Here is a 23,243-nt window from a genome sequence, read left to right on the forward strand (position 1 = left end):
GTGAGCGTGGTGAGCGCACTGCCGCAGGGCTCCGTGGTCGGGGTCGTGGTGACCCGGCACCGACGCGAGTTGCTGGCCGACTCGTTGAAGGTGCTGGCGTCGCAGACCCGGCCGCTGGACCACCTGGTGGTCGTGGACAACGGGCCCGACCAGCCGGTGGACGACCTGGTCGCGCAGTGCCCCATCCCGACGACCTACCTGCCGTCGCACCGCAACCTCGGTGGCGCGGGCGGGTTCGCGTTGGGGATGCTGCACGCTCTCTCGCTGGGCGCGGAGTGGCTGTGGCTGGCCGACGACGACGGGCGTCCCGCGGACGAGACCGTGCTGGCGGTGCTGCTGGAGGAGGCGCAGCGGCGCAAGCTGGCCGCGATCTCGCCGGTGGTGACGAACATCGAGCGGCCGGAGAAGCTGGCGTTCCCGCTGCGTCGCGGGTTGACGTGGAAGCGGAACGCGGCGGAGCTGGGCACCGACTTCCTGCCGGGGATCGCGTCGCTGTTCAACGGGGCGCTGTTCAAGGCCTCCACGGTGGACGTCATCGGCGTGCCGGACTACCGGCTGTTCTTCCGCGGTGACGAGGTGGAGATCCACCGTCGGCTGGTGCGCACCGGGTTGCCGTTCGGGACGTCGCTGAAGGTCGCCTACCTGCACCCGGACGGGTCGGACGAGTTCAAGCCGATGCTCGGCGGGCGGTTCCACGCGCAGGACCCGGAGAACGCGATCAAGCGGTACTACACCTACCGCAACCGCGGGTACCTGCTCTCGCAGCCGGGGATGCGCAAGCTGGGGCTGCTGGAGGCGTTCCGGTTCGGGCTGTACTTCATCGGGGTGCGGCGGGACCCGAAGGCGTTCCTGGAGTGGCTGAAGCTGGTGCGGTTGGGGCAGCGGGAGCGTTTCTTCCGCAAGTGAGCCGGGTTTGATGTTCAGCTTCACGCGGAATCGCTGACGGCGAACCCTCCTTGCCTGCTCAGGCCGGTGCTGGTGGGCTGTGCGTCATGACTTCTGAAGCGCGTAAGACGTCCCTGGTGCTGCACCTGGCGGCGAATTCCAACCCGATCTCCATCAGGGTGTCCGCGGAGACCGTCGCCGATCTGGGGACGCGGTTGATCCAGGTGGTGCGCAACGGCCACACGCAGGCGATCCAGACCGCCGACGGCAAGGAGTTCGTGGTGAACTTCAGCCACGTGGTGGCCGCGCACTTCGAGTGAGCCGGAACTAAGGTTTGATCCCCGGATTCGTGGGGAAGTGGTGCGCACGCGCGTCGTGCGCGGCGGCGAGCGCGAAGTTGTACCCGCACCCCTCGCACACCGGCGTGTCACGTCCGACCACACGGCCACAAGCCGGGCAATCACGGGTTCGGAGCCTTGCGCGGGTGAGCCACGTCAAGACCCGGAACCGCGGAAGTCGCATGACGACTCCTTTCGGAGCAATAGCGCTCGCGACACCACGAGCGCATGGTAGTCCGATTGGAGTATGACCCTCCGGTATTCGCGAGTAAAGCGTCGGCCCTCGTTCGAGGGGCACCCGTTCGGGGGTCGAGCGGGTGCCGTCGGCCGGTCAGCGGTTTTCGAAGACCTTGCGCCACTGCTCGGCGGACGTGAGCTCGGGCAGGGCGTCCCGGTACAGCTTGCGCAGCCTGGGCCATTCCCGGCCGAGCCGCCGGTAGTTGCGGATCGCCCTGGTCATCAGGGTGCGGAACTGCTCGGGGTCGCGCTTGTAGAACGCGACGCCGGTGCCGTCGGCCGTGGACACGGTGGCGCTGTCCAGGTTGCCCAGCAGGAACCAGCGGGCGTTCAGCGCGGGCACGTTGAGCTGCGGCCGGTCGCCGGCGGAGGACTGCGGGGGGCGCAGGTTGTGCAGCACCGACTTCGCCGCCCGCACCGCGATGGTCGCCTTGCTCTTCGACGGCTGCAGCAGCGCCTCCGCCCGCACCATGTCGAACGTCGGCGGCGGGAACTCGCGGGCCGACTCCAGGCGCTGGGCGTCGCTGTACTCGGCGCGCAGCTCGCGCACCATCGGCAGCGCCGTGCGCAGCGAGTCGAACAGGCCGGCCGGCCCGTCCAGGAAGTCCTCGATGGCCTTCTGCTGCAACGCCACCGTGGAGTACTCCATCGACAGCAGGTGCCGCAGCGACAGCTTCAGCCCGTGCTTCACGATCCCCGACCGCACGTCGTACGGGCTGTGCAGCGCGGCCAGGATCAGCCGGTTGCGGGTGTGGAAGTAGGCCTGCCAGTCGGTCGAGTCGTTCTTGTCCGTCCACGGCATGTGCCACACCGCCGAACCGGGCAGTGACACCGTCGGATAGCCGTGCTCCAACGCCCGCAGCGAGTACTCGGCGTCGTCCCACTTGATGAACAGCGGCAGCGGGTAGCCGGTCCGCTGCACGATCTCGCGCGGGAACAGGCACATCCACCAGCCGTTGTAGGTGGCGTCGACGCGCGGGTGCAGCGCGGGCGTCTCGCGCAGCGACGACGCACCGAAGTCGTGGTCGGCGACCGCACCGGGCGCGGCCCGCCAGAAGCACGTGTTGAGGTCCACGATCTCCGCCGAGCTGTGCAGGCGGGTCCTGGCCTGGAGGTTGAGCATGTGGCTGCCGACGATCACCGGTGATGCCGCCGCCCGCGCGAACGCGTTGGACCGCAGCACCGCTTCCGGCTCCAGCCGGATGTCGTCGTCCATGAGCATGATCTGGTCGGCGTCGGTGTGCTCGACCGCCTCGAACATGCCCCGGGTGAACCCGCCGGAACCGCCGAGGTTGTCCTGCTCGATGACTTCCAGCCGGGCGCCGAGACCGGCCGCGGCCTCCGCGAAGCCGGCGACGGAACGCACCTTCACCGCGCCCTGGTCGGCGACGAACACCTTGCTCACCACGTCGAGCACGGCCGGGTCGCTGCCCAACGCGCGCAGCGCCTCCACCGCGTCGTGCGGGCGCATGGTGGTGATGCTGACCGCGACCTTCTGCGCCGGCAACGGCTCGCGCACCGCCCACTCGGCGTCCTGGATCTCCAGCACGGCCTCGTGGGTGAACGCGTCGAACCAGATCAGCCCGCCGTCCTCGAACGGCTTGAGCGACACCGGGAACTCCAGCGACGTCCACTCCGCCGCGTCCCGGACGAAGGAGCCCTCCAGGTGCACGATGTCGCCGCTCGGCTTGGACCGGTACACGTCCACCCTGCCGGAGCCGCGCACCCGCATCCGGAGCACGACCTCGTCGACGACCGTCCACCGCTTCCAGTAGCTGGCCGGGAACGCGTTGAAGTACGTCGCGAACGACACCTTGGCGTGCTCGGGCACGGTGAGCCACCGACGGGACCCGACCTGGCAGTGCACGTTCGACGGCTCGTCCAGGTACATCGGCCGGACGTCGAGCGGGTCGTCGTCTCTCGGCAGGATGATCCGGTGCACTGCGTCCACGAGGGGTCCCTCCGGTGAGAAGCGCGGTGAGGAAGCGGTGAGGAAACGGGGCGACCGCGAACGGCCGCCCCGCGCAGATCACACGTCGTACAACCGCTGCCAGTTGTCCCGGCTGGTCAGCTCGTCCATCGCCTCGCGGTAGGCGCGCTGCACCTCGGGAGCACGCTGGTACAGCTCCTTGATCAGCTTGGTGCCCTGCTTGCCGAGCCGGATGGCCAGTTCGCGGTCGCGCCGCCGCACCCGCACGCCCTCCTGGGACGCGTCGGTCACCACGGCGGTGTTGAAGTTCGCCACGTGCCACCACTGCGAGTCGCCCGCGGGCACCGCGCCCACGTCGTGCGCGGTGCGGCCGAGCAACTGGTTGACCATGCGCTTGGCGAGCACCGGCGCGAACTTCGCCGGCGGGGGTGGCGCGGGGATCATCGGCAGGTCGCCGGACGAGATGCCGGGCACCTCGGACGCCGGGTGCTTGACGGTCTCCGGGAACTCGGCGCGCAGCTTGCGGATCTCGGCCGCCGCCTGGACACCGCCGTCACGCAGCACCTGCGGGCCCTTGAGGAAGTCCTCGATGGCCTTGAGCTGGGTCGCGGCCAGGCCGTACTGCATGCCGACGAGGTAGGTGGCCAGCTGGCCCGCCATGGAGCGGCAGATGCGCTTGGGGTCGAACCGGCCGTGCAGCGCCGAGGTGATCAGGGCGTTGCGCAGGTTGAAGTACCGGTGCCAGTCGTCCCAGTCCTTCCAGTGGAAGTCGGCGTGCCACACGCCGGCGCCGGGCAGGGTCACCGTGGCGAACCCGTTGGCCCGCGCGCGGTAGCCGTACTCGATGTCGTCCCACTGGAAGAACATCGGCAACGGGTAGCCGACGGCCTTCACGATCTCCGACGGGATGAGGCACGACCACCAGCCGTTGTAGCCCGCGTCGACCCGGCGTTCCTGCATGTTCTTCTTGCCGGTCTCCTCGTCGTACCCGGTGAGGTCGGCGTCGTGCAGGGCGCCGTCCACCACCTGGCCGGGGGCCAGCGTGTCGAGGTTCGCGAACTCCGCGCCCACGTGCAGGTGGTTGGGGTGCAGCAGGTACAGCATCTGGCCGCCGACGATGACCGGTTGCGCGGTGCGGTTCGCGAACGCGGTCATCCGGACCACGATCTCCGGCTCGCACAGCACGTCGTCGTCCATGAACAGGACGTTGGCGTGCTCGGTGTCGCCGTCCCCGAACACCTCGTACAGGCCGCGGGTGAAGCCGCCCGCGCCGCCGAGGTTCGGCTGGCGGATGTAGCGCAGCTTGTCGCCCAACCGGTCGGCGATCTCGGCGAACCGGGGCCGCGACTCGACCGGGTCGCTGCCCTGGTCCACCACGTAGATCGCGTCGACCAGGCTCAACGGCTCCGCGTCGGAGGCGAGCGAGGCGAGCGTGTTGAGGCAGTCCTCCACCCGGTTGAACGTGCAGATGACCACGGCGGTGGGCTTGACCCGCTGCGGCGGCGCGACGGTCCAGCGGGCCCGTTCGACCACCAGCTGCTGGTCGCCGGTGACGACGTCGAACCAGAGGCCGCCGCCGTCGGTGAACTTGTCGATCTTCGCGGAGAGGCTGACGACCTGCGACTTCGCCTCGGTGACGGACTTGGCGGCGACCATCCGGGTCTCACCGTCGGCGTCCGACGCGACGATCGACACCTGGCCGGAGCCGGTCAGCTCGACGCTGAGTTCGACCTCCGGGCTCACGCACCACCGCTGCCAGTAGGTGGCGGGGAAGCGCCCGAAGTAGGTGTTCATCGTGACCGTCGCGTGCGGGTGCACCACGAGGCGGTGCCGTTCGCGGTCGGCGATACCGCGGGAGACCTCGGCGTAGAGGTCCTCCGACACGATCGGCGACGGTCCAGCGAACAGGCCGCGCTGGGTCAGCAGCTTCCCCGGCGCTTCTTGCTCGACGGGGGTGGAGTTGCCCGACATATCCGACTCAGTCCTCCAGCGAACCGTCCAGCGCCCGACCGGTGGTCAGGTGCGGAGCGATCTTGTTGTCGAACACGCTCAGCGCCGAACCGATGGCCATGTGCATGTCCAGGTACTTGTACGTGCCCAGTCGACCACCGAAGAGGACATTGCGCTCGGCGGCTTCCTGCCGCGCCAACTCGCGGTACCGCTCCAGCTTCGCCCGGTCCTCGGCGGTGTTGATCGGGTAGTACGGCTCGTCGTTCTTCTCGGCCGCGCGGGAGAACTCACGCACGATGACCGTCTTGTCCGACGGGTACTCCCGTTCCGGGTGGAAGTGCCGGAACTCGTGGATGCGGGTGTACGGCACGTCCGCGTCGTTGTAGTTCATCACCGGCGTGCCCTGGAAGTCGCCCACGGGCAGGACTTCCTGCTCGAAGTCCAGCGTGCGCCAGCCGAGCCAGCCCTCGCTGTAGTCGAAGTAGCGGTCCACCGGTCCGGTGTAGACGATCGGGGTGCCGGCCGGGATCTCGTGGCGGACGTCGAAGAAGTCCGTGCCCAGCCGCACCTCGATGTCGGGGTGGTCGGCCATCTTCTCCAGCCACGCGGTGTACCCGTCGACGGGCAGGCCCTCGTAGGTGTCGTTGAAGTAGCGGTTGTCGAAGGTGTAGCGCACCGGCAGGCGGCTGATGACCGCCGCGGGCAGCTCCTTCGGGTCGGTCTGCCACTGCTTGGCGGTGTAGTCGCGGACGAACGCCTCGTACAGCGGGCGGCCGATCAGCGAGATCGCCTTCTCCTCCAGGTTCTGCGCGTCCTTGGAGTCGATCTCGGCGGCCTGCTCGGCGACCCACGCCCGGGCCTCTTCCGGGCTCAGGTAGCGGCCAACGAACTGCGAGATCAGGCCGAGGCCCATGGGGAACTGGTAGGCCTGGCCGGCGTGCATCGCGAACACCCGGTGCTGGTAGCCGGTGAACGCGGTGAACTGGTTGACGTAGTCCCACACCCGCTTGTTGGACGTGTGGAACAGGTGCGCGCCGTAGCGGTGGACCTCGATGCCCGTCTCGGGTTCCGGCTCGGAGTAGGCGTTGCCGCCGAGGTGCTCGCGCCGTTCCAGGACCAGCACGCGCTTGCCGAGCTGGGAGGCGGTGCGTTCGGCGACCGTCAGACCGAAGAACCCGGAACCGACGACGATCAGGTCAAATCCAGCGAAGCTCACAGCACCCGAGGGTACGGCAGTGACCAGGCGTGACCGTCCACACCCTGTGGGTGGATACAAGACCCGACCGAGTGGATAAGCTCAGCGGTCCGCGGTGGTCTCGGCGAGGTCCACCACGTTCTCCTGGCCCTCGATCTCGTAGATCGTGGCGCCGTCGTTCTTGAACACCTGGCGGAAGCCGCGGATCGCGTCGAGGTTCGCCAGACCGGGCGTGAGCTGCTTCTCCACCCGCACGTACCCCTTGCCGATGATCACGTAGCGGACCTTCAGCTCGTTCAGGTCCTCGCGCACCTCGGGGTCGGTGTTGATCTTGTTGAGGTTGCGCACGAGGTAGTTGTTCGGGCTGCCCTCGGGGGTGCCGTAGAAAGTCCACTCGACCGGCTCGACCTCGGCCACCGCGTACAGCCACGCGCTGCCGTCGAACACGTCGTTGAGCACCCGCTCACCGGGCCGCACGCGTTCGCCGAGCCACCGGTACGCGGCGATCTCGGCTTCGCTGACCACCGGGCCGTCGTTGTACGCCTGCCCGAGCCGGGCGCTGTTGCGGCCGATGTACGCGCCGCTGACCAGGCTGATGAGCAGGAAGACCACCACGCTCACGGCGACGGGCGCCCACGGCGTGCGGGCCAGGGCGGGCACCCGGTCGCGGTACCGGTTGACCAGCCACGTGCCGACCGCGACCACGGCCACGCCGAACCCGATCGCGCCGGGCAGCGGCAGCAGCACGGCCAGCCGCCAGTGGTCGTTGTAGAACACGCCGGTCAGCTTCTGGATGACCCGGCCCTCCAGCGACACCGTCGCCGCGTACAGGCCGCCGAACGCCAGCCACACGCCGACCATCCACAGCATCTGCCCGCGCTTGATCATCACGATCATGCCGAGCAGCGCGGGCAGGCCGATCCACCACTGGGGGAACGCGGCCACGCCGGAGAACGTCAGCATCTGCCCGAACGCGCCCGCAGGGGTGGCCTCCGACGGCCACACCATGGCGGCCACGCCGCTCGCCGCGCCCATCGACGGCAGCATGAGCGGCACGGCGACGAGCCCGCCCAGCACGACCACCCCGACCAGCGACGGCCAGGCGCGCTTCCAGTCGATCGGGACCAGGCGGAACACGCAGGCCAGGAAGATGATGCCGACCAGCCCGGCGACGATGAACGCCAGGCTCGGTTGCAGGCCGACCACCGCCGCGACGGCCAGCGCGAACGCCACCGGGCCGGTGATGCCGCGCGGCCGGACCAGGTAGGCGGCCAGCGCGAGGACGGCGGGCAGCAGCGCGATGCCCGCGACGTACGGCCACAGCGGGCCGCGCCACAGCGAGTCGTACGGGAACGGCGAGAACCAGGTGGACACGGCGGCGGCGAACGCCACCACGCGGGCGGGCAGCTTCCACGCCAGGCCCATCGCGGCGATGCCGACCGGCCACACCAGCACGGTGCTCAGCGCGCCGGCGTTGAGGACTTCCGGCAGCGTGATGCCGACCTTGTCCAGCAGCAGCGCGAGCAGCTCGTGGTACGTGCTGGGGTAGAAGTAGCTCGTGTTCTCCGGCTGGTTGCTGATGGTGCCCGCGGTCGACACCAGCGAGGTCTGGTGCTCGGCGAGCCAGCGGACCAGGTTGCCGTGGTGCGGCGCGTCCCAGTCCTGGGCCAGCCGGTTCATCGTGCCGATGCCGCGCAGGAACGTGATCGCGCCGACCGCGAGGCCGATGGTCAGGCCCGCGGCGACGACCAGGTGACCGTTGCGCGAAATCTTGTCGTCGGGGTCCGGCAGCACCGGCCAACGGCGCTGGATCAGGGTGGTGACCAGCAGCAACACCGCCGACGCGAGCAGCGTCCAGACGCCGAACGCGACCAGCGTCCAGGAGAAGCCCAGCTTGCCGAGCAGCAGGCCGCCGAGGGAGACCAGGCCGTAGGTCAGGGCCGGCGCGGCGGCGGCGAGTACCCAGCCGCGCAGTCTGATGGCCGCGCCGAAGATCAGACCCGGGACCCAGAGCAGCAACAGCACCAGCAGTGCAGCACTCATCGCGTTAGCAACCCGTCACTTTGTCTCGAAAGCGGTTCCCCTTGCCGCCGCGGCGGCGAGACTACTCGCGCGTCACCAGCGCCGGTGCGCGACCTGCACGCCGAGCCACGCCGCGTGCCGGGCCGCGACCCCGAGGCCGCTCACGCCGATCCGCTTGGCCAGCGCCTGCTTGCTGCGGCGCAACAACTTGGTCTGCGGCCCCATCAACGCGCCCCGGCTGTACTGATCGGGGTGCACGCGGTAGCCGACCAGTTCCTCCGGCAGCACGTCGCCGTCGGCGCGGGCCATGACGCGCAGCCACAGGTCGTAGTCCTCCAGCCGCACGCAGCGCGGGTCGAACCCGCCCGCCTCGGCCGCCAACTCCTTGCGCACCACCACGGTGGACGTGATCAGGCAGTTGAACAGCAGCATGGTGCGCGCGACCTCGGGACCGATGGCCGAGTGCATCTCGCCGACGACCTGCCCGGACGGGTCGATCTTGCGCGCCCACGAGCCGACCATGCCGAGGCCGGGACGCTGCTCCAGCACGGCGACCTGGTGCGCGAGCCGGTCCGGCAGGCACAGGTCGTCGGCGTCGAGGAACGCGACCAGGTCGTGCTTGGCCGCCTCCAACCCGATGTTGCGGCCCACGGCGGGACCGCTGCGCGGCGCGGGCGTCAGGTGCACCTGCACGCGGTCGTCGGGGAGGGTGCGGGCGGCGGCCCGGTTCTGCTCGCACTCGCCGTCGAGGACCAGCACGACTTCCCAGTCCTGGTGGGTCTGCTCGGCGACCGAGCGCAGCGTCTCGGCGAGGAATTCCGCCTTCGGCGCGCACGGGATCACCACGGACACCGGCGATGGCATGGGGTTCTCCTGCCGCGAGAGGAATCGGCCGACGCCGTACAGTAAGGCCCTCTCTCGCGCTCCCCGGAACGCTCCCCCCGAAGAACGCTCCCAAGAAGAGGACATCCGTGACGGTGGCGAACGGATCACGGCTCGACGGTCTGCGCGCGTTGGCCGGCACGGCCGTGCGCCAGTCGGCGGTCACGATCGACCAGCTGGTCTTCAGCGCCATCACCTTCACCGTGCAGCTGGTCGCGGCGCCGGTGTCGACCGACGCCGAGTTCGGGGTGTTCTCGCTGGTCGCGATCGTGCAGATCGGCCAGTGGTACCTGGGCAGGGCGGTCGCGGCCGAACCGCTGCTGGTGTCCAAGGCGGTGGCGAACGGCGACGCGCGCGGGGTGCGGGGCGCGGCGGCGACGTCGTTGCTGCTGGGCGTGGCGATCGGGCTGGTGTGCCTGGTCGTCGGGCTGCTGGTGGACGGTCCGGCGCGGACGTTGCTGCTGATCCAGGCGTTGGCCTCGCCGTTCACCGCGGTACTGGACCACGGCCGGTACGTCTCGTACGCGCGGCAGAAGCCGTTCCGGGCGTTGCTGCTGGACGGGTCGTGGCTGGTGCTGTTCCTGGGCGCGGTCGGCGTGACCGTGCTCGTGGGTGAACTGGACGCGTCGTCCACTTACTTGTTGTGGGCGTTGACCGCGGTGCCGGTGGCGGTGGCGTGCGCGTGGCTGACCGGCGGGCCGTTCGCGGTCGGCGCGGTGCGCGGGTGGCTGCGGGACCGGCGGGAGCTGCTGCCCGGTTTCCTCATCGACGCCGTCTACCTGACCGCGGGCACGTGGGCCACGTTCGGCGTGACCGCGTGGATCGTCGGCCTCGACGGGCTCGGCGTGCTGCGCAAGGCGCTCGTCCCGGTGACCGCGCTGACCGTGCTGTTCATCGGCATCAGCAACGCGCTGCTAGCGCACCTGGCGGGCCGGTCGGCCCGCGAGGTGGTGCGGGCGCCGATGCTCGTGTCCGGACTCGCGGCCGTGGTCAGCCTGGTGTTCGCGGGCCTGACCCTGATCGCGCCGGCGGACCTGCTCACGACCGCGCTCGGCACGCCGTGGGAGGGCCTGCGGCCGGTCGTGCTGGTGCTCTTGGCGTACGCGTTCCTGCTGGCCACGGCGCAGACGGCGCTGGTCGCCGGCAAGGCCAGCGGCCGGGCGTGGCTCGGACCGAGGGTGCGCACCGTGCAATTCGTCACCGAGATCGCCCTGGTCGCGGCGCTGGGCCTGTGGTTGGGCGTGATGGGCGTCGCGTTTGGCATGGCCCTGGCATGGCTGACCGCCGCGGTGCTGGCCTGGGGCGGCCTGCTGGGGCAGCGGGCCAGGCCCTAGATTCTCCGCCGTGCACTTGGTCGACATGCCGGTCTACTACCCGCCGCACAAGGGCGGAGTCGAGGCGTACGCGCACGAACTGCACCGGCGCATGCTGGAAGCCGACCCCGAGCTGCGGATCACCGTGTTCACCTCGGCGGTCGGCGCGCCGGCGGGCGTGCAGCGACTGGGCGAGCGGTGGACGGTGGTGCGGTGGCCCGGCCGTGAGGTGATCTCGCACTACCCCGTGCCGTACCCCGGTTTCACCCGGAAGCTGCGCGCGTTGTGCGGCCCGGACACGGTGCTGATGACGCACACCCGGTTCTACTGGCCGCACCTGTGGGCGTCGCTGTTCGCCAAGCGGGCGCGGGTGCGCAGGCTGCACGTGGAGCACGGGTCGAGCCCGGTGCAGAGCGGCAACCGGTTCGTCCGGTTCGTCGCCGACATCGTCGACCGCCTCACCAGCCAGCCGGTGCTGCGCTGGGCGGACGACGTGGTGGCGGTGTCCCGGTCGGCCGCGCGGTTCGTCCGCGACCTGGCCGGACGCGAGGCGCGGGTGTTGTACCGGGGTATCGAACTGCCCTTCGGGGTGGTGGCGTCGGTCCCCGCCGGTGCGCCGGTGGCCTGCTACGTCGGCCGGTTGATCAACGGCAAGGGCGTGGCGGACCTGCTCACCGCCACGGCGGAGCTGCACCGGCGCGGTGTGCCGCTGCGGTTGCGGCTGTGCGGCGACGGACCGGCGGCGGCCGGGCTGCGGGCGCAGGTGACGCGGCTGGGGCTGGCCGACCACGTCGAGTTCCTGGGCGCGGTGGACCACGACACGGCGTTGCGCGAGATGGCCGCGTGCACGGTGTTCGTGAACCCCAGTTGGACCGAGGGGCTGCCCACGACGGTGCTGGAGGCGGCGGCCATCGGCCGCGCGGTCGTGGCCACCGACGTCGGCGGCACCGCGGAGATCATCGACGACGGCGTGACCGGCCACCTCGTGCCCGCTCGGGACCCCGGAGCGCTGGCCGCGGCCCTCCAAGCCGCCGTCACCGACCCCGAGCGCGAGGCGCGTGCGCACAAGCTCGGCGAGGTCACCCGGGAACGCTTCTCGTGGGACCGCAGCGTCGCCGCGTTCGCCACCATGTTGGTCGGCCACGACCCGGGCCGGCGGGCACGCTAGCCTTATCAGGCAGACACCCCAATTCACTCGGCAAGCTCGGCGAGGAGGCCGCTGTGGCGGACCAGTCTGACGTGTGGCTGGTCGTGCCCGTCTACAACGAGGCACAGGTGATCGCCGACGTCGTGCGCAACGCGCTGGAGACGTTCCCGAACATCGTGTGCGTCGACGACGGTAGCCGGGACGGCTCAGCCGAAGCGATTCGCGGGTCCGGGGCCCACCTGGTGCAACACCCGGTCAACCTGGGTCAGGGCGCGGCGATCCAGACGGGCGTCGAGTACGCCCGGTCGCAGCCCGGCGCGGAGTACTTCGTGACCTTCGACGCCGACGGCCAGCACCAGGTCGCGGACGTGCTGCGGATGCTGGAGCGGCTGCGCGCCGAGCCGGTCGACATCATCGTCGGCACCCGGTTCAAGGGCGACGCCTCCCACATCCCGCTGATCAAGCGCGTGGTGCTCAAGACCGTGGTCGCGGTCAGCCCGCGGCTGCGGAAGCTGAAGCTGTCCGACGCCCACAACGGGCTGCGGGTGTTCAACAAGAAGGTGGCGGACGAGCTCCGCATCACGCTGAACGGCATGGGCCACGCGTCGCAGATCGTCGACCAGATCTCGCAGCGGGGTTGGCGGGTCACCGAGGAACAGGTCGAGATCCTGTACACGGAGTACTCGATGTCCAAGGGCCAGTCGCTCATCAACGGCGTGAACATCCTGTTCGACACGGCTCTCAAGACGGGGTCCAAGCGCTGACATGCTGATCCAGTTCCTGCTCATCGGCACGGTCATCGTCCTGCTGGTGTTCTTCCTGCGCCACCACGGCACCACGAAGACCGCGGCCGGCGTGAAGATCGGCTTCGCGCTGTTCATGGTGCTGGCGGCGGTGGCCGTGCTGCGGCCCGCGGACGTGTCCAAGCTGGCCGAGTTCGTGGGTGTCGGGCGTGGTACCGACCTGCTGCTGTACGCGCTCGTGGTGGCGTTCGGGTTCGCCACCATCAACACCTACCTGCGGTTCAAGGAGTTGGAGCTGCGGTACGCGCGGCTCGCCCGGGCGATCGCGCTGCGCAACGCCGAGGCGCCCAAGCACGAGGACTTGAACGTGGACGCGGAGGACCCGGCGCGCAGCGCCTGACTCCACCAGCACAACGCCTGAACCTCCACCGGCACGGCGCCTGAACCCACCGGCACCGCAGTTGTCCACAGGCGTCGCGGTTATCCACAGGCGGCCCTTCCACCACTGCGGACCGTCGGTCCCCCTGGCATGATCAAAACCGGGGGTCCCCTGGGCGGGGACCCCCGGTTCGGGGTGCGGGTCGGCGGTGCGGGGTCGGGTCAGGCCTGGATCGTGCGGAAGTAGTCGACGGTCAGGCGGACGCCGGTGGCGATGTCCACTTCCGGCTTCCAGCCCAGCTCGGACTGCGCCAGCGAGGCGTCGATGGCCGACGCCCGCAGGTCACCGAGACGGGCCGGGGCGAACTCCGGGTTGTCGGGCACCCCGGCGGCTTGGGCGACGAGGGTGTGCAGTTCGCGGTCCGAGACCTGGTGGGCCGTGCCGATGTTGTACCGGCGGCCACCGCCCGCCTCGCCGGACGCGGCCACGAAAGCGGACACCACGTCCTCCACGAACACGTAGTCACGGGTGTTGCCACCGTCGCCGAACACCTTCGTGGGACGCCCTGCCAGCAGCGCGGACGCGAAGATGGCCACCACGCCCGCCTCGCCGTGCGGGTCCTGCCGGGGCCCGTACACGTTCGCCAACGCCAGGTGGGTGCACTCCAGCCCGTACAGCTGCCGGTACGTGTTCAGGTACACCTCGCCGGACACCTTGGACGCCGCGTACGGCGACTTGGGGTTGATCGGCACCGTCTCCGCCACCGGCAGGACCTCCGGTGTGCCGTAGATCGACCCGCCGGACGACGCGAACACGACCTTGCGCACCCCGGCCCGACGGGCGGCCTCGGCCAGGTTCACCGTGCCCAGCACGTTCTTCGTGGCGTCGAGCAGCGGCTCGGCCACCGACACCCGCACGTCGATCTGCGCGGCCAGGTGGAACACCACCTCGGGCGCGAACGCGGCGACCACGTCGGCCAGCTCCGGTGAGGTGATGTCCACCTGCGAGAACGAGTACCGGTCCGCGGTGGCCGGGTCGACCGGCGCGGTCCGCTTGCCGCGGCTCAGGTCGTCCACGACGTGCACCTCGTGCCCGTCCCTCAGCAGCCGGTCGACCAGGGTTGAGCCGATGAAACCGGCGCCGCCGGTCACTAGTGCGCGCACGAGAGCCTTCTCCTCACAACGACAACGACGAACGACAACGACGGCTGACGACGAACGATCAACGACAACGGGCGGTCACCGGGCAGCCTAGATCCAACGCGCTAGAACCAGCGCTCCAGGACCAGCGCGACCCCGTCCTCCGAGTTGGCCGCGGTGACCTCGTCGGCCGCCTCCAGCGCGACCTCGTGCGCGTTCGCCATGGCCACGCCGTGGCCGGCCCACCGCAGCATCGGCACGTCGTTGGGCATGTCGCCGAACGCCAGCACACCGCTCGCGGGCACATCGAGCAGTTGCGCGACGGTGGCCAACCCGGTCGCCTTGGTCACGCCGGGCGCGGCGAACTCCAGCAGGCCCGCGTTGGTCGAGAAGGTCATCGCGACCAGCCCCTCGACCAGCGGCCCGACCGCCGCGGCCATGTCCTGCGACGCCATGCGCGGGTGCCTGACCAGCAGTTTCACCGACGGCCGGCTGAGCACGTGGGCCCGCGCGTGGCCGGGCAGCGGCTGGGCGCCCTCGTCCCACGGGTGGTTGTAGAACTCGTCGGCGACGAAGTCGGCGTTCATCGAACCGCCGTCCCGGGCGGTCTCCCCCACCCGTTCCGAGGCCATCGAGCAGCCCGGCAACGCCTTGTCGAGCACGGAGGCCAGGTCGGTGAGCTGCACCGGGGACAGCAGCTCCGCCGAGACGACGCGGTCCGCGCCGATGTCGTAGATCACCGCCCCGTTGGAGCACACCGCGTAGCCGGTGAGGCCGGCCGCGTCGGCGACCTCCGGCACCCAGCGCGGCGGGCGGCCGGTGGCCAGCACGAACGGGACGTCGGCGGCCAGGACCCGGCCGACCATGCCCGCCGTGCGCGGGCTGACCCGTCCCAACGGGGTGAGCAGGGTGCCGTCGACGTCGGATGCCACAAGGGAAGGTCTCTGCACATGCCCATGGTGCCCCGTCGGATACCGTCGCCGGGTGCGCACTGGGATTGTGATCCTGCCCGAACACCGCTGGTGGATGGCCGAACACAAGTGGAAGGCAGCCGAGGAGTACGGCTTCCACCACGCGTGGACCTACGACCACATGGGCTGGCGCTCACTGGTCGACGGACCGTGGTTCGGCGCCGTTCCGACGCTGGCAGCGGCGGCCGCGGTGACCGAGCGGATTCGGCTCGGCACGCTGGTCGCGTCCCCGAACTTCCGCCACCCGGTGCCGTTCTCACGCGAACTGCTGGCCCTGGACGACCTCTCCGACGGCCGCTTCACGCTCGGCGTCGGCGCCGGCGGTGTGGGGTACGACACGGAGGTGATGGGCACCACGCCGCCGCGCAGCCGGCAGGGGCGGTTCGAGGAGTTCGTCGCCACTTTGGACATGCTCTTGGCCCAGGAGCGCACCACGTTCAGCGGGGAGTACTACGAGATCCGTGACGCCCGGAGCGCGCCCGGCTGCGTGCAACGGCCGCGGCTGCCGTTCGTGGTGGCGGCGAACGGGCCCAAGGCGATGGCAGTCGCCGCGAAGTACGGCACGGGCTGGGTCACCACCGGGCCGGAGACCGACGACGAGACCACGTGGTGGCGTGGCGTCGCCCGGATGACCGAGCAGTTCGGCGAGGCGTTGGCGCGGATCGGTCGGGCCAAGGAGTCCATCGACTTCCACCTGAACGCCGATTCGTCCCCGGTGTACTCGCTGACCAGCGTGGAGCACTTCCGGGACGTGGCGGGCCGGGCGCGGGCGCTCGGTTTCACCGACCTGGTCGTGCACTGGCCGCGTGCGGACGGCGTGTACGCGGGCAGCGAGGCGGTGTTGGAGCGGGTCGTGGCGGACGTGCTGCCGGAGTTCGCCCGCAGCACGTCCGGGTGACGCCGGCGAGGCGCCATCCACGGGGCGCGCGGCCGGGGGAGGCCGTCGGGCCGGAATCGGCGGCCGGCCTACGATGAGCGCCGTGCCTCTTCGCATCGCGGTCGACCTGGTCTTCTACACGGGGCGCAAGGGCGGCACGGAGAGTTACGCGCGCGGGCTGTTCCCGGCCCTCGCCGCGCACGACGACCTCAGGTTCGTCGGCATCGGCAACCGCGAGCTCGCCGAGCAGCCACCGGCCTGGTTCCCCGGCGAGATCGTGTCGCTGCCGGTGTCCGGCGAGAACCGCGTGGCGTGGGCGGCGGCGGTTGCGCTCGCCGTCGGGCCGCGAGCCCTCGCCATCGGTGCGGACATCCTGCACTGCCCGTCGAACTTCGGGCCGGCCGTCCGGTTGCTGCCGACCGTGGTCACGGTGCACGACATCCTGGCCATCCGGCATCCCGAGTGGGTGCAGGGGGGACTGTCGCGCGGGGTGCAGGCGTTGACCAAGGCGACCGTGCGGGCGGCCGGCCGGATCATCACCGACAGCCAGGCCTCGGCCACCGACGTGCACGAGCTGCTCGGCAGGCCGATGGCCGACATCGACGTGATCCACCTCGGCGTCAAGCCGGTCGACGTCCTGGCGCGCACCGGCGAGTCGGTCGGGCGGCCGTACGTGCTGGCGGGCGGTAACCGGATGCCGCACAAGAACTTCGACGGGCTGCTCGAAGCGTGGACGTTCATCCCGGCCGCCGAGCGCCCGAAGCTGGTCATCACCGGCAGCCACGGCGACGACCCGCTGCGACCGGTGGTGGAACGCCTCGGGCTGACCGACGATGTCGAGCTGCGCGAATGGGTGTCCGCCGACGAGCTGGCCACCCTCTACGACCAGGCGAGCGCGTACGCGTTCCCGACCCTGTTCGAGGGTTTCGGGCTGCCGGTGCTCGAAGCGATGGCGCGCGGCTGCCCGGTGATCGGCTCGGACATCCCGGTGCTGCACGAGGTCGGCGGCGACGACATGGCCTACTTCGACCCGCGCGACCCGGCCGCGATCGCCACCGCGATCCGCAAGGTCGTGAACGACCCGGACACGCAGACCGCGATGGCCGCCGCCGGCCGCAAGCGCGCCGAGACCTTCACCTGGCAGCGCGCCGCGGACGCGACCGCCGAGATCTACCGCGCCATGGCAAGCGCGCGATGAACGGCAACGCCCGGCCGAAGGCCGCGGCAAGTCCGCATTAGACTCGCGCGAGCGGGAAGTCCGCCCAAGACATTTGTGCGTCGCCTGATGCATTAGAGAACAAGGAGTCACCCACGGTCATGCGAACCGCACTCGTCACCGGCATTTCCGGTCAGGACGGCGCCTATCTCGCGCAGCTGCTGCTGGAGAAGGACTACCAGGTCTACGGCGCTTATCGGCGCACGAGCTCCATCAACTTCTGGCGGATCGCCGAGCTCGGCATCCAGGAGCACCCGAACCTGCACCTGGTCGAATACGACCTCACCGACCTGGGCAACAGCATCCGGCTGCTGGATTCCACCGGCGCGGACGAGATCTACAACCTGGCCGCGCAGAGCTTCGTCAGCGTCTCGTTCGACCAGCCGACGACGACCGCGCAGATCACCGGCGTCGGCGCGCTGAACCTGCTGGAAGCGATGCGCACGGTGAGCCCGAACGCGCGGTTCTACCAGGCGTCCACCTCCGAGATGTTCGGCAAGGTGCAGGCGGTGCCGCAGACCGAGGAGACCTCGTTCTACCCGCGCAGCCCGTACGGCGTGGCGAAGCTGTTCGCGCACTGGACGACGGTGAACTACCGCGAGTCGTACAACCTGTTCGGCTCCAGCGGCATCCTGTTCAACCACGAGTCGCCGCTGCGCGGCCAGGAGTTCGTGACGCGCAAGGTCACCGACTCGGTCGCGAAGATCAAGCTGGGCAAGCTCGACGTGCTGGAGCTGGGCAACCTCGACGCCAAGCGCGACTGGGGTTACGCCAAGGAGTACGTCGACGGCATGTGGCGGATGCTCCAGGCCGACGAGCCGGACACGTTCGTGCTGTCCACCAACCGCACGGTGACCGTCCGCGACTTCGTGACGCTGTCGTTCGCCGCCGCCGGCATCGAGCTGCGGTGGGAGGGCTCCGGCGAGTCCGAGCGCGGCCTGGACACCGAGACCGGTCGCGAACTGGTCCGGGTCAACCCCAAGTTCTACCGCCCGGCCGAGGTCGACCTGCTGATCGGCGACGCGTCCAAGGCCAAGGACGTGCTCGGCTGGGAAGCGAAGACCACCCTCGAAGAGCTGGCCCGGATGATGGTGGAGGCGGACATCGAGAGGAACGAGCGTGGGTTCTCCTTCTGAACCGACGCGGGTCCTGGTCACCGGCGTCTCCGGCTTCACCGGGCGGCACGTCGCCGCCGAGCTGATCGGTGCGGGCCACGAGGTGGTCGGTCTGGCGCACGCCTCGCCGGGCACCCCGGTGCCCGGGGTCGAGGTTCACCGGGCCGACCTGCTCGACCGCGAGAGCCTGCGGTCCGTGGTCGCCGAGGTCGAGCCGGACGCCGTCGTGCACTTGGCGGCCATCTCGTTCGTCGCGCACGGTGACGCGGACGAGCTTTACCGGGCGAACGTGGTCGGCACCCGCAACCTGCTCGCCGCGCTGAGCGACGCGCCGCGCCGTCCGCGCATCGTGGCGTTGGCGAGCAGCGCGAACATCTACGGCAACGCGACCGTCGAGCCCATCGACGAGGACGTCGCGCCCGATCCGGTGAACGACTACGCGGTCAGCAAGCTCGCCATGGAGTACATGGCGAAGCTGTGGGCGGACCGCCTGCCGATCGCGATCACCCGGCCGTTCAACTACACGGGCGCGGGCCAGGACGCGCGGTTCCTGATCCCGAAGATCGTGGACCACTTCCGCCGCGGCGAGCGGAAGATCGAACTGGGCAACACCGGGGTCTGGCGCGATTTCGGCGACGTCCGGACCGTGGCCCGCTACTACCGCAGGCTGGTCGAGATCGCCCCGGCCGGCAGCACCCTCAACCTGTGCTCGGGGGTCGCGCACTCGCTGTCCGAGGTGCTGGACATGATGGCGGCCATCGCCGGGTACGAGATCGAGGTCGAGGTGAACCCGGCCTTCGTCCGGGCGAACGAGGTCGTCCGCCTGGTCGGCAGCCGTGAACGGCTCGTCGACACCCTCGGTGACGAGCCGCTGATCCCGTTCGAGAAGACCTTGGAGTGGATGTACTCGGCGTGAGCCGGCACTAGTCTCTGCGGTTGTGCGACGAGTCGTGGTGATCGGTGGCGGGATCGTCGGCCTGGCGACCGCGCGGGAGTTGGCGCGACGCGGCCACGACGTGGTGGTGCTGGAGAAAGAGACGCAGTGGGCGGCCCACCAGACCGGGCACAACAGCAACGTCGTGCACGCCGGCCTGTACTACAAGCCGGGGTCGTTGAAGGCGCGGATGTCGGTGGCGGGCAACGCCTCGATCGTCGCGTACGCGCGTGAGCACGGCGTGCCGGTGGACGTGTGCGGCAAGCTCGTCGTCGCCACCTCGCCCGACGAGTTGCCGAGGCTGGACGCGTTGGCGCAGCGGGCCGAGGCGAACGGGGTGCCGGCGCGGCGGATCGGTGTCGACGAGGCGCGTGCGCACGAGCCCGAGGTGGCGGCGGTGGCCGCGTTGCGGGTGGAGAGCACCGGGATCATCGACTTCCCGGCCGTGTGCGCGGCCCTGGTGCGTGAGCTGAACGGCCATGACCTGCGGTTGCACACGCCCGCGTTGGCGATCCGGCGCGCGCTCAGCGGCGGTGGCGTGGAGGTGGCCACGCCGAGCGGTGTGGTGCGGGCGGACGCGCTGGTGAACTGCGCGGGCCTGCACAGCGACCGGGTGGCGCGGCTGGCGGGCGTGACGCCGTCGGCGGCGATCGTGCCGTTCCGGGGTGAGTACTACGAGCTGCGGCACGACCGGCGGCACCTGGTGCGCGGGCTGATCTACCCGGTGCCCGACCCGACGCTGCCGTTCCTGGGCGTGCACCTGACCCGGATGTTGGACGGCAGCGTGCACGCGGGCCCGAACGCGGTACTCGCGCTGCGCCGTGAGGGCTACCGGTGGCGTGACTTCTCGGCGTCGGACGTGTTCGACGTGGCGCGGTTCCCCGGCACGTGGCGGCTGGCCCGCCGGTTCGCCCGGACCGGTGCGGAGGAGGTGCTGCGGTCGTTGTCGCGCAAGCGGTTCGCGGCGAGCCTGGCCCGGCTGGTGCCCGCGGTGCGGGAGGACGACCTGGTGCGCGCTTCGGCGGGCGTGCGGGCGCAGGCGATGCGCGCCGACGGCTCGCTGGTGGACGACTTCCTGATCGACACCGCGCCGCGGCAGGTGCACGTGCTCAACGCACCTTCACCCGCCGCGACGTCGGCGTTGGAGATCGGCCGGCACGTGGCCGGCGAGGTCGAACTCAGCTGGTCCTGACCGCTCAGCTGGGCTTGCGCACTCAGCCGGGCTTGAGCACGTCCATGCCCAGGAACGGGCGCAGCGCCTCGGGGACGACGACCGAGCCGTCGGCCTGCTGGTGGTTCTCCAGGATGGCCACGATCCAGCGGGTGGTGGCCAGGGTGCCGTTGAGCGTGGCGGCGATCTGCGGCTTGCCGTTCTCGTCGCGGTAGCGCACGTTCAGCCGGCGGGCCTGGAACGTGGTGCAGTTCGAGGTGGAGGTCAGCTCCCGGTACGCCTGCTGGGTCGGGATCCACGCCTCGCAGTCGAACTTGCGCGCGGCGGACGTGCCCAGGTCGCCCGCGGCCGTGTCGATGACCCGGTACGGGACGTCGATCTTGGCCAGCATCTCCTCTTCCCAGGTCAGCAGCCTGGCGTGCTCGGCCTCGGCGTCCTCGGGCTTGACGTAGGAGAACATCTCGACCTTGTTGAACTGGTGCACCCGGATGATGCCGCGGGTGTCCTTGCCGTACGAGCCGGCTTCGCGGCGGTAGCACGACGACCAGCCCGCGTAGCGCTTCGGGCCGTCCAGGATCTCGTCCGCGTGGTAGCCCGCGAGGGGCACCTCCGACGTGCCGACCAGGTACAGGTCGTCGGCTTCCAGGCGGTAGATCTCGCTCGCGTGCGCGCCGAGGAAACCGGTGCCCGCCATGATCTCCGGCCGGACCAGGGTCGGCGTGATCATCAGCTTGAAGCCGGCCGCGGTGGCCTGGGCGACGGCCATGTTCAGCAGGGCCAGTTCCAGCTGGGCGCCGACGCCGGTGAGGAAGTAGAACCGCGACCCGGACACCTTCGCGCCGCGTTCCATGTCGATCGCGCCGAGCTTGATGCCCAGGTCGAGGTGGTCCAGCGGCTCGAAGTCGAATTCGCGCTTCTCACCGACGTGCTTGACCACCACGTAGTCGTCCTCGCCGCCGGCGGGCGCGTCCGGGTGGACCACGTTCGGCATGGCGCGGTGCAGTTCGGCCAGCTCGGCCTCGGCGGCGGACTGCTCGGCCTCGGCGGCCTTGACCTCGGCGGCCAGCTCCTTGCCCTTGGCCAGCAGCGCGTCCCGCTCCTCGCCCTTGGCCCGGCCGACCTGCTTGCCGAACGTCTTCTGCTCGCCGCGCAGCGCGTCGGCGCGGGCGATGGCACCCCGGCGGCGCTCGTCGGCGGACAGCAGCGCGTCGACCACGGTCTCGTCCTCGCCACGTGCGCGTTGCGACGCACGGACGGCTTCCGGGTTTTCGCGCAGTGCCTTGAGGTCAATCACAACATCAGGGTAGTACCCCTCACCCAGGCCTTTTCGTGGTGGTGCGCGCCTGAACCCACCACCACCGCACCCAGGGCAGACATCTCCGCCGCCACGCTCACGCTGAGGTCCCCGCCAAGGGGAACCCTTGATTTGATTCTGCCGGCAAGGACCGACAATCTTCAGCAGTCAAGATCGTTACTACGGACAACTGCGCGGACCCACAGGCGTTACAGCGGCTGTGTAAGGTGCCGCAACCGGGCGATTCCCCGGCCTCGCCGTCGAACGGCCGGCCGATACCATTGCCAACACTCCGAGTGTCAGACAGAGGAGCGCTAGTGCGCATCGCCATTGCCTTCGACTGCCTGTTCCCCTGGACCAAAGGCGGTGGCGAACGCCTGTACCGGGGCTTCGCCGAGGCGTACGCCGCCGCCGGCCACGAGGTCACCTACCTGACCCGCGTGCAGTGGGACGAGGAGCCGGTGATCGAGGGGATCACCATCAAGGCGGTGAGCAAGGACCGCAACCTCTACGACGCGAACGGCGTGCGCACCCTCGGTCCCGCCCTGCGTTACTCCTATGGCTTGGCGAAGCACCTGCGCGCGAACCGGCACAAGTACGACGCCGTGCTGGTGTCCGCCGTGCCGAGCACGAACGTGCTGGCCGTGCGCGCCGCGCTGCTCGGCTCGAAGGTCGCGATCGACGTCGACTGGCTGGAGGTGTGGCGGCCGGACCAGTGGCGCGCGTACTCCGGTCCGGTCATCGGCCGGGTGGCCGGCGCGCTGCAGTGGATCGCCGCGAAGCTCAGCCCGATCGCCTCGTGCCACTCGCAGCTGCACGCCCGCCGGCTGCAGGCCAGTGGCCTGCGCGGTGACGCGGTCGTCAGCCGCGGTCTGATCGAGCCGCGGGACGATGTGGAACCGAACACGTCCGTCACGTCACCGCCGCGGGTCGTCTACGTCGGCAGGCACATCGCGGACAAGCGGGTCGAGACGCTGCCGGCGGCCATCGCGGAGGCCCGCGAGCAGATCCCCGACCTCACCGCCACGATCTTCGGTGAGGGCCAGTCCCGGGCCGCCGTGATCGCCGAGATCGAACGCCTCGGCCTGCGTGACGTCATCAGCACCCCCGGTTTCGTCAGCCAGGAGGAACTGGACGAGGGCATCCGCACGGCCGCGGTGCTGGTCAACCCGTCGCAGCGGGAGGGCTACGGCCTGGTCGTGGTCGAGTCGTGCGCGGTCGGCACGCCGGTCGTCCTGGTTGAGGGCGACGACAACGCGGCCGTCGAACTGATCGAGCCGGGTGTCAACGGGCAGGTGGCCAAGACGACCGCGGGCCTCGGCGCGGCGATCGTGGACGTCATCTCGAAGGGCGAGGCGCTGCGCAAGTCGACCCACGACTGGTACACCCGGGTGAGCAAGACCAACACCGTCCCGGCGAGTGCCATGCAGATCCTCGACCGACTGGCTCAAGCCACCGCCCTACGATGAGCGGCGTGCCGACCCACATCGCTGTCGAACCGGTGG

20 protein-coding genes are annotated in these 23,243 nt (G+C 70.3%); 12 read left to right on the forward strand and 8 right to left on the reverse strand.

All coding sequences use genetic code 11. From position 1 onward, the window contains the following. The first annotated feature begins 9 nt into the window (after nt 1-9). Nucleotides 10-906: a galactofuranosyltransferase GlfT1 gene (glfT1, locus tag ALI22I_RS38295; protein ID WP_179118495.1), complete on the forward strand. Its 897-nt coding sequence runs from the start codon at nt 10-12 to the stop codon at nt 904-906. Between the two features lie 86 nt (nt 907-992). Then, complete coding sequence (locus tag ALI22I_RS38300; protein ID WP_077010479.1) at nt 993-1,205, forward strand: hypothetical protein; 213 nt, start codon at nt 993-995, stop codon at nt 1,203-1,205. 349 nt (nt 1,206-1,554) lie between these two features. Here ALI22I_RS38300 and ALI22I_RS38305 read toward each other — a convergent pair whose 3' ends face one another. From ALI22I_RS38305 to ALI22I_RS38325, 5 genes are all read right to left on the reverse strand, one after another. Then, entirely contained in the window at nt 1,555-3,411 is a 1,857-nt protein-coding gene (locus ALI22I_RS38305) for a glycosyltransferase (protein ID WP_077010480.1), read from the reverse strand. Between the two features lie 78 nt (nt 3,412-3,489). After that, a complete protein-coding gene (locus tag ALI22I_RS38310) occupies nt 3,490-5,361 on the reverse strand; it encodes a glycosyltransferase (protein ID WP_077010481.1) in 1,872 nt (623 codons plus the stop codon). Nucleotides 5,362-5,368: 7 nt separating this feature from the next. Then, nucleotides 5,369-6,556: a UDP-galactopyranose mutase gene (gene glf / locus ALI22I_RS38315; RefSeq protein WP_077010482.1), complete on the reverse strand. Its 1,188-nt coding sequence runs from the start codon at nt 6,554-6,556 to the stop codon at nt 5,369-5,371. 81 nt (nt 6,557-6,637) lie between these two features. Further along, nucleotides 6,638-8,578 (reverse strand): DUF6541 family protein, encoded by a 1,941-nt coding sequence (locus ALI22I_RS38320; protein WP_077010483.1) that lies wholly within the window; start codon nt 8,576-8,578, stop codon nt 6,638-6,640. Nucleotides 8,579-8,650: 72 nt separating this feature from the next. Further along, complete coding sequence (locus ALI22I_RS38325; RefSeq protein WP_077010484.1) at nt 8,651-9,421, reverse strand: glycosyltransferase family 2 protein; 771 nt, start codon at nt 9,419-9,421, stop codon at nt 8,651-8,653. A 107-nt stretch (nt 9,422-9,528) separates the two neighbouring features. Here ALI22I_RS38325 and ALI22I_RS38330 point away from each other — a divergent pair, with 107 nt between their 5' ends. From ALI22I_RS38330 to ALI22I_RS38345, 4 genes are read left to right on the forward strand one after another with little or no spacing between them, the layout of a single operon-like run. Further along, nucleotides 9,529-10,773, forward strand: coding sequence for a hypothetical protein (locus tag ALI22I_RS38330; RefSeq protein ID WP_077010485.1), 1,245 nt, complete (start codon nt 9,529-9,531; stop codon nt 10,771-10,773). A gap of 10 nt (nt 10,774-10,783) precedes the next feature. Beyond that, nucleotides 10,784-11,920 (forward strand): glycosyltransferase family 4 protein, encoded by a 1,137-nt coding sequence (locus ALI22I_RS38335; RefSeq protein ID WP_143532653.1) that lies wholly within the window; start codon nt 10,784-10,786, stop codon nt 11,918-11,920. A 53-nt stretch (nt 11,921-11,973) separates the two neighbouring features. Next, nucleotides 11,974-12,663 carry a glycosyltransferase family 2 protein gene (locus tag ALI22I_RS38340; RefSeq protein WP_077010487.1) on the forward strand — a complete coding sequence of 230 codons (690 nt, stop codon included), beginning with the start codon at nt 11,974-11,976 and terminating at the stop codon, nt 12,661-12,663. Between the two features lies 1 nt (nt 12,664). After that, complete coding sequence (locus tag ALI22I_RS38345; protein ID WP_077010488.1) at nt 12,665-13,042, forward strand: DUF2304 domain-containing protein; 378 nt, start codon at nt 12,665-12,667, stop codon at nt 13,040-13,042. Nucleotides 13,043-13,242: 200 nt separating this feature from the next. Here the strand turns inward: ALI22I_RS38345 and ALI22I_RS38350 are convergent, their stop codons facing one another. Both ALI22I_RS38350 and ALI22I_RS38355 read right to left on the reverse strand, forming a co-directional pair. Beyond that, entirely contained in the window at nt 13,243-14,184 is a 942-nt protein-coding gene (locus tag ALI22I_RS38350) for an NAD-dependent epimerase/dehydratase family protein (RefSeq protein WP_077010489.1), read from the reverse strand. Between the two features lie 101 nt (nt 14,185-14,285). Then, entirely contained in the window at nt 14,286-15,110 is an 825-nt protein-coding gene (locus ALI22I_RS38355) for an HAD family hydrolase (RefSeq protein WP_077010490.1), read from the reverse strand. Nucleotides 15,111-15,144: 34 nt separating this feature from the next. On the opposite strand from ALI22I_RS38355, the gene ALI22I_RS38360 reads away from it, so the two are divergent. The 5 genes from ALI22I_RS38360 to lhgO all read left to right on the forward strand — a co-directional run bounded on the left by ALI22I_RS38360 (nt 15,145) and on the right by lhgO (nt 20,465). Then, entirely contained in the window at nt 15,145-16,029 is an 885-nt protein-coding gene (locus ALI22I_RS38360) for an LLM class flavin-dependent oxidoreductase (RefSeq protein ID WP_077010491.1), read from the forward strand. An 82-nt stretch (nt 16,030-16,111) separates the two neighbouring features. Next, nucleotides 16,112-17,206: a glycosyltransferase family 4 protein gene (locus ALI22I_RS38365; protein WP_077010492.1), complete on the forward strand. Its 1,095-nt coding sequence runs from the start codon at nt 16,112-16,114 to the stop codon at nt 17,204-17,206. Nucleotides 17,207-17,325: 119 nt separating this feature from the next. After that, nucleotides 17,326-18,360 (forward strand): GDP-mannose 4,6-dehydratase, encoded by a 1,035-nt coding sequence (gene gmd / locus ALI22I_RS38370; protein ID WP_077010493.1) that lies wholly within the window; start codon nt 17,326-17,328, stop codon nt 18,358-18,360. After that, complete coding sequence (locus tag ALI22I_RS38375; protein ID WP_077010494.1) at nt 18,344-19,255, forward strand: NAD-dependent epimerase/dehydratase family protein; 912 nt, start codon at nt 18,344-18,346, stop codon at nt 19,253-19,255. Before gmd ends, ALI22I_RS38375 begins: the two co-directional genes overlap by 17 nt. Before the next feature lie 22 nt (nt 19,256-19,277). Further along, on the forward strand, nt 19,278-20,465 hold the full coding sequence (gene lhgO / locus ALI22I_RS38380; protein WP_077010495.1) for an L-2-hydroxyglutarate oxidase: 1,188 nt from the start codon (nt 19,278-19,280) through the stop codon (nt 20,463-20,465). 22 nt (nt 20,466-20,487) lie between these two features. Here lhgO and serS read toward each other — a convergent pair whose 3' ends face one another. Beyond that, a complete protein-coding gene (gene serS, locus ALI22I_RS38385; protein WP_077010496.1) occupies nt 20,488-21,738 on the reverse strand; it encodes a serine--tRNA ligase in 1,251 nt (416 codons plus the stop codon). Nucleotides 21,739-22,055: 317 nt separating this feature from the next. On the opposite strand from serS, the gene ALI22I_RS38390 reads away from it, so the two are divergent. After that, nucleotides 22,056-23,207 (forward strand): glycosyltransferase family 4 protein, encoded by a 1,152-nt coding sequence (locus tag ALI22I_RS38390; protein ID WP_077010497.1) that lies wholly within the window; start codon nt 22,056-22,058, stop codon nt 23,205-23,207. Nucleotides 23,208-23,243 lie beyond the last annotated feature (36 nt).

Origin of the sequence: Saccharothrix sp. ALI-22-I, assembly GCF_001984175.1 — a bacterium.
Lineage (GTDB): Bacteria > Actinomycetota > Actinomycetes > Mycobacteriales > Pseudonocardiaceae > Actinosynnema.